General features: G+C 74.4%; 1 protein-coding gene. It reads right to left on the bottom strand.

Annotated elements, in window-relative coordinates; genetic code table 11:
- On the bottom strand, positions 1–7,768 hold a 7,768-nt coding region (locus AB0P24_RS47315), incomplete at both ends, for a type I polyketide synthase (protein ID WP_365805604.1).

The raw sequence follows: 7,768 nt of genomic DNA, 5'->3' as shown, positions 1-7,768 counted from the left end.
GCTTTGAGTACGGGTTGTTCGTCGCCGGAGAGGACGGTGGAGGTGGGGCTGTTGACCGCCGCGATGTCCACGCCGGGGTGTGGGGGGATGTTGTGTTCGGTGGTGGCCACGGCGACCATGGCGCCGCCTTCGGGCAGTGCTTCCATCAGGCGTCCGCGGGTGGTGACCAGTGTGGCGGCGTCCTCCAGCGACAGCACGCCTGCGATGTGTGCGGCTGTCACCTCGCCGATGGAGTGTCCGCCGACGACGTCGGGTGTGATGCCCCAGGAGGCGATGAGCCGGTACAGGGCGACTTCCAGGGCGAACAGTGCGGCCTGTGCGTACTTGGTCCGGTCGAGCCGGTCCTGGTCGTCACCGAGGACGACGTCGCGGATGTCTCCGCCGAGGGCCGCGCACACCTCGTCGAAGGCTTCGCGGTATACGGGGAACGCTTCGTACAGTTCACGTCCCATCCCGGCCCGTTGGGAGCCCTGGCCGGTGAACAGCACAGCCAGCCGTCCGCGTGTCACCGTGCCCGTCACGACGCCGGGTGCCGTCTCGCCCCGCGCCACCGCGTCCAGGCCTGTCAGCGCCTCGTTCCGGTCGCGGGCCAGGACCACCGCGCGGTCCGGCAGCGCGGCCCGGCCCAGGGCCAGCGCGGCGCCCAAGGCGGGCAGGTCCAGTTCAGGTTGCTGCCCGAGGAAGGACCGCAGCCGCTGTGCCTGCGCGCGCAGGGCCGTCGTGCCGCGGCCGGACAGCGGCAGGGGTACCGGGACGTCCTTCGGCCAGGTCGATGTCGTATCGACGGGGGCGGGCTCCGCCTGTTCGAGGATGACGTGGGCGTTGGTGCCGCTGACGCCGAACGCGGAGACACCCGCCCGGCGGGGCCGTTCGACCTCGGGCCAGGGCCGCTGTTCCGTCAGCAGTTCCACCGCGCCCGCCGACCAGTCGACCTGCGGGGTGGGGGCGTCTACGTGCAGGGTGCGCGGCAGGATTCCGTGCTGGAGGGCCAGTACCGTCTTGATGACGCCGGCCACGCCCGCGGCGGCCTGGGTGTGTCCGATGTTGGACTTCAACGACCCGAGCAGCAGCGGACGTTCGCGGTTCTGGCCGTAGGTGGCCAGCAGCGCCTGGGCCTCGATGGGGTCGCCCAGTGCCGTGCCCGTACCGTGCGCCTCCACCGCGTCCACGTCACCCGGCGTCAGCCCGGCCCCCGCCAGCGCCCGCCGGATCACCCGCTGTTGGGAAGGACCGTTGGGAGCCGTCAGGCCGTTGGAGGCACCGTCCTGGTTGACGGCCGAGCCACGCACCACCGCCAACACCCGGTGACCCAGGCGCTGGGCGTCCGACAGCCGCTCGACCAGGACCACGCCCGCGCCCTCGGCCCATCCCGTGCCGTCCGCCGAGGCGGCGAAGGACTTGCAGCGGCCGTCCGCCGACAGGCCCCGCTGCCGGGAGAACTCCACGAACGCCTCGGGCCCGGCCATCACGGTCACGCCACCCGCGAGGGCCATCGTGCACTCGCCGGAGCGCAGGGCCTGCGCCGCCAGGTGCAGGGCCACCAGCGACGACGAGCACGCCGTGTCGATGGTCACCGCGGGTCCCTCGAAGCCCAGCGCATACGACACCCGGCCCGACAGCACACTGCCCGCCCCGCCGGTCATGAGGTACCCCTCGGAGCCGTCGGGGGCCGTGCGGAGGCGGCTGGTGTAGTCGTGGTTGACCATGCCGGCGAAGACACCGACGTCCTGGCCGCGCAGGGCGGTGGGATCGAGGCCGGCCCGCTCCAGCGCCTCCCAGGACGTTTCGAGGAGCAGCCGCTGCTGCGGGTCCATCGCCAGGGCCTCGCGCGGGGAGATGCCGAAGAACTCCGCGTCGAACTCGCCCGCGTCGTAGAGGAAACCGCCGCGCCGCGTGCAGCTGGTGCCGGCGTGGTCGGGGTCCGGGTCGAAGAGCGAGTCCAGGTCCCAGCCGCGGTTCGTCGGGAACTCGCCGATGCCCTCCTCCCCGGCCCGCAGCAGCCGCCACAGGTCCTCCGGGGAGGCCACGCCGCCCGGCAGCCGGCACGCCATGCCGACGATGGCGACCGGCTCGCCGGGATCGGCCGCCCGCCGGGCCGGGCCGTCGTGTCCGGCGGTGTCGTCGCCGAGCAGCCGGGCGCCCAGGAACGACGCGAGCGCGGCCGGTGTCGGGTGGTCGAAGGCGAGGGTGGTGGGCAGGTCGGTACCGGTCAGGTCGTGCAGGCGGTTGCGGAGCCGGACCGCGTTCAAGGAGTCGAAGCCGAGGTCCTGGAAGGGCCGTTCGGGGTCGATCGCCGAGGCGTCGTCGTGTCCGAGCACGGCGGCGGCGCTGGTCAGCACCAGGTCCAGCGGTGTGTCGCCGACCGATCCGGGCACCGGCCGCGGCTCGGACACCGGCTGCGGTACGGGTACGGGCACCGGCTGCGACGCGGGTGCCGGGTGGGCCGTCGGGTGCGGGGCGTCCGGCCAGTACCGGCGGTGCTGGAAGGCGTACGTGGGCAGGTCGTCGACCGTGCGGTGCGGGGCCGCCGGGAGCAGGGCGGAGAAGTCGACGGGGACGCCGCGGACGTGCAGCCGGGCCAGCGCGGTGACGGCGCCGATGCGCTCGTCCTCGGCGCCGCCGTGCAGCGTGGGCACGAACATCGCCGGCTCGGCGCTGGGACCGGACGCCTCCTGGGCCATCGCGGTGAGGACGCCGCCGGGGCCCAGTTCGAGGAAGGTGGTGACGTGTTGCGTGTGCAGCGCGCCGATGACGTCGTGGAAGCGGACTGTGCGGCGGACGTGCTCGACCCAGTAGTCCGGGGAGCACAGTTGCTCCGGGGTGGCCGGCTCGCCGGTGACGCCGGAGACGACGGGAATCGCCGGGAGCGAGTACGACAGCCTGGCGACGACCTCGCGGAACGCGTCGAGCATGCCGTCCATGTGCGAGGAGTGGAAGGCGTGGCTGACCCGGAGGTGCCTGGTGCGGTGGCCGCGGGCCGCGCACGCCTCGGCGACGGCTGTCACGGCGTCCCGGTCGCCGGAGACCACGACGGAGGCGGGCCCGTTGACCGCCGCGATGCCGACGGTGCCCGGCGCGTCGGCGAGCAGGGGCCGGACGACGGACTCGGGGGCGTTGAGCGCGGCCATCGCCCCGCCCGGCAGGGCCTGCATCAGCCGTCCGCGTGCCGCCAGCAGCGTCGCGGCGTCCGGGAGGGACAGCACGCCCGCCACGTGCGCCGCCGTCACCTCGCCGACGGAGTGCCCGGCGAGCCGGTCGGGGCGGACGCCCCAGGACTCGTAGAGCCGGAACAGGGCGACTTCCACGGCGAACAGACCGGCCTGCGCGAACACCGTCCGCTCCAGTTCGGCCGGGTCGTCGCCAAAGACCACGTCCCGGACGGACCGGGTGGCGTGCCCGGCGTCCAGCAGGTGCCGGTCCAGTTCGGCACAGGCGGCGTCGAAGGCGTCGCGGAACACCGGGTAGTGCTCGTGCAGGCGGCGGCCCATGCCGGTGTACTGGCTGCCCTGGCCGGTGAACAGCACCGCGAGCCTGCCGGGACGCGCCAGTCCTCGGGCGTGCCGGGGGTGGGCGAAGGCGTCCAGACCGTCGAGCAGCGCGGTGCGTCCCGCGCCCACGACGACGGCACGGTGTTCGAACGCCGTCCGGGTGGAGAGCAGTGCGTGGGCGATGTCGGCGGGGTCGGCGTCCGGGTGCCGCCCGGCCCACTCCGCGAGCCGGTCCGCCTGCCCTTCCAGCGCCTCGGGGCTGCGGGCCGAGAGGACCCAGGGGACGACGGCGGGCACGGCCGTGGGCGTGGGTGTGTCGTCCGTACTGGTGTCCGTGTCAGGTGCCTGCTCGACGATGACGTGGGCGTTGGTGCCGCTGACGCCGAACGCGGACACACCCGCCCGGCGCGGTCGCCCGGCCTCGGGCCAGGGCCGCTGCTCCGTCAGCAGTTCCACCGCGCCCGCCGACCAGTCCACCTGCGGGGTGGGGGCGTCGACGTGCAACGTGCGCGGCAACACTCCGTGCCGGATGGCCATGACCGTCTTGATGACGCCGGCCACGCCCGCGGCGGCCTGCGCGTGCCCGATGTTGGACTTCACCGAGCCCAGCCACAGCGGGCGGTCCGCGGGCCGGTCCTGACCGTAGGTGGCGAGGACGGCCTGCGCCTCGATGGGGTCGCCCAGCACCGTGCCGGTGCCGTGCGCCTCGACCACGTCCACGTCGGCACCGGTCAGCCCGGCGCTGCTCAGCGCCTGCCGGATGACACGCTGCTGGGAGGGGCCGTTGGGAGCGGTGAGGCCGTTGGACGCGCCGTCCTGGTTCACCGCGCTGCCGCTGACGAGGGCCAGCACCTGGTGACCGTTGCGCCGGGCGTCCGACAGCCGCTCCACGAGCAGCACGCCCACGCCCTCGGCCCACCCGGTGCCGTCCGCCGACGCGGCGAACGCCCTGCACCGGCCGTCGGCCGACAGGCCCCGCTGCCGGGAGAAGTCGACGAAGGCGTCCGGCGCGGCCATCACCGTGACCCCGCCGGCCAGCGCCATCGAGCACTCGCCCGCCCGCAGCGCCTGCGCCGCCAGGTGCAGGGCCACCAGCGACGACGAGCACGCCGTGTCGATGGTCACCGCGGGCCCTTCGAGACCGAGGGTGTAGGCCACCCGGCCGGACAGCACGGCCGCGGAGATGCCGGTGATGCGGTGCCCCTCGACCTCCTCGGAGACCTCGCGCAGGCGCAGCGCGTAGTCCTGGGTGTTCATGCCGGTGAACACACCGATGTCGCGGCCCGCCAGGGTCGTCGGGTCGATGCCGGCCCGCTCGAACACCTCCCACGACGTCTCCAGGAGCAGCCGCTGCTGCGGGTCCATCGCCAGGGCCTCGCGCGGCGAGATGCCGAAGAAGCCCGCGTCGAATTCGGCGGCGTTCGTCAGGAACGCACCGTGCCGGGCGTACGACGTGCCGGGGTGGTCGGGGTCGCCGTCGTAGAGCGCGGACAGGTCCCAGCCGCGGTCGTCCGGGAAGTCGCCGACCGCGTCACCGCCCTCGCTGATCAGCCGCCAGAAGTCCTCCGGGCTCTCCACACCACCGGGGAAGCGGCAGCTCATCGCGACGATGGCAATGGGGTCGTCGGACGTCCCGTGCGGGGCGGCGGACGGTGCCGCGGAGGCGTCGCCCTCCGCCAGGAGTTCCGCGAGCAGGTGCCGGGTGAGGACGTCCGGGCTCGGGTGGTCGTAGAGCAGGGTGGCGGGGAGCCGGAGTCCGGTGTCCGCGGCGAGCCGGTTGCGCAGTTCTACGGAGGTCAGCGAGTCGAAGCCCGCCTCACGGAACGCCCGGCCGGCGGCGACGGCGTCGGCGGACGTGTGCCCGAGGACGTGCGCGGCACGGTTCCTGACCAGGTCGAGCAGCGTCTCGTGCCGCTCGTCGGGCGGCAGCGGTGCCAGCCGTCGTACGAGGTCCGTCCCGCCGGCCGCCGCCGCCCGGCCCGCGGCTCGGCGCCGGACCGGCGGCACCAGCTCGCGGAGCAGGGGAGCGACCGGGCCGCCGTCCGGCTCGGCACGCAGCCGCCCGAGGTCGAGCCGGGCCGCCACCAGCGCCGGGACAGTGCTGCGCAGACCGGCGTCGAACAGCGCGAGGCCGGTCTCCTCGTCCAGCGCCGCCATCCCGAACCGCCGGGAATGCTGACGCAGTTCGGAGACGGTGAGGTGGGCGGTCAGCTCGCTGGCGGCCGCCCAGTGGCCCCAGGCGAGCGAGGTGGCGGGCAGCCCCGCCGCCCTGCGCCGCGCGGCCAGCGCGTCCAGGAAGGCGTTGGCGGCGGCGTAGTTGGCCTGCCCGGGGTTGCCGAGGACGCCGGCGGCCGAGGAGTACAGCACGAACGCCGCGAGGCCGGTGTCCCGGGTCAGCTCGTCCAGCAGGAGCGCCGCGTCCGCCTTGGGCCGCAGGGCGGCGTCCAGCCGTTCCGGGGTGAGGGCGGTGACCACGCCGTCGTCCAGCACACCGGCGGTGTGGACGACCGCGGTGAGCGGTGTCTCGCCGGGGATCGACGCCAGCAGGCCGGCCAGCGCGGCACGGTCGGTGACGTCGCAGGCGACGGTGCGCACGGTGGCGCCCAGCGCGCCGAGGTCGCGCTCCAGCTCGGGCACGCCGTCGGCGGCACCACCGCGCCGGCTGACCAGCAGCAGGTGGCGTACGCCGTGCTCGGCCACGAGATGCCGGGCGAGCAGGCGGCCCAGGGTGCCGGTGCCGCCGGTGATCAAAACGGTGCCGTCGGGGTCGAGCGGCTCTACGGTGTCGACGGTGCCGTCGGGGTCGAGCGGTCGAACGGCGCCGGCGTCCGCCGCCCGCACCAGCCTCGGTACGGTGGCCCGGCCGGCGGTGAGGGCGAACTGCGGCTCACCGGTGGCGACGGCGGCGGGCAGCAGCGCCTCGGAGGCGGCGTCCCCGTCCACGGCGGCCAGGACCAGCCGCTCCGGTGCCTCCGACTGCGCCGAGCGGACGAGCCCCCAGACAGCCGCGGTGACCGGATCGCCGACGTCCCGCGTGACGACGACCAGCCGTGCATCCGTCACCGGCAGGGCGAGCCACGCCTGGACCCACGCCAACGCCCGCGAGGTCAGCGCCCGCAACCCCTCGGCGGTGTCCGTCAGATCCACGCGCACATCACTCCGAGCGGCCGACGCCGACAGCTCATCGAGGTCGGCAACGGTGACCAGTTGCCGCCTCGGGTCCGCCACGGCCTCGACGGCACACGGCACCCAGTCGACGCGGAACAACGCGTCCAGCGGGTCCACGCCGCCCTGAGCAGCCGCCGACACCAGCTCATCCGCGTTGACCTCACGCGAGATGACCGACCCGAAGCTGCCGACCGCCCGGCCGGAGGCGTCCGCGAGTTCCAGTGCCGTACCGCCACTGCCGTCCGGAGCGATACGCGCCCGAAGAGAGGTGGCCCCGGCCGCTGCCAGGGACACGGCACGGTAGGCGACGGACAGCGCGGAGGTCCCACCGCCGGCACGGCCCACGGCTTCGAGCAGCGCGGGATGCAGCGCGAACCGCTCGGCAGCGTCCCGCTGCTCCTCGTCCACCTCGGCCTCGGCGAACACCTCCTCGCCACGCCGCCACGCCGCACGCAGCCCCGGCACCGCCGGATCCACCTCGACGGGCACCGCCCCGGCCGGCGGCCACACCGACAGGTCGATGCCTGGGACGGCGTCCGGACGGCCGGCCAGTGTGCCGGTGGCGTGCCGGGTCCAGTCGGAGGCATCCTGACGCCGAGAGTGGACGGTCAGCCGGCGCCGGCCGGAGCCGTCCGCCGCGCCGACGGCCACCTGGAGCCGCACGCCCGGGCCCTCCGCGAGCACGAGCGGCGTCTCGATCAGCAGTTCCTCGACGACACCGCAGCCGACCTCGTCCCCGGCACGCATCGCCATCTCCAGGAACGCCGCCCCGGGCACCACCGCGACTCCGTGCACCGTGTGTTCGGCCAGCCATGGGTGGCCGCTCGACGACAGCCGGGCGGTGAACAACACCCCTTCCTCGTCGGGCAGTTCGATCCAGGCGTCGAGCAGGGGGTGTCGGGCATCCGTGAGCCCGGCGGCGGCCACGGCACCTGCGGAAGGGACGCTTCTGAGCCAGTAGTGCTGGTGTTGGAAGGCGTAGGTGGGGAGGTTCCAGGCGGTGTGTGGGGGTGTTTTGGTGTTTTGGCCGAGGTGGGTGGTCCAGTTGATGGTGTGGCCGTGGGTCCATGCTGTGCCGAGGGAGGTGAGGAGTTGTCGTGTGCCGCCTTGGC

Source organism: Streptomyces sp. NPDC086519 (assembly GCF_040686075.1).
GTDB lineage: Bacteria > Actinomycetota > Actinomycetes > Streptomycetales > Streptomycetaceae > Streptomyces > Streptomyces shenzhenensis.
This window is presented reverse-complemented; position numbering and strand designations above follow the sequence as displayed.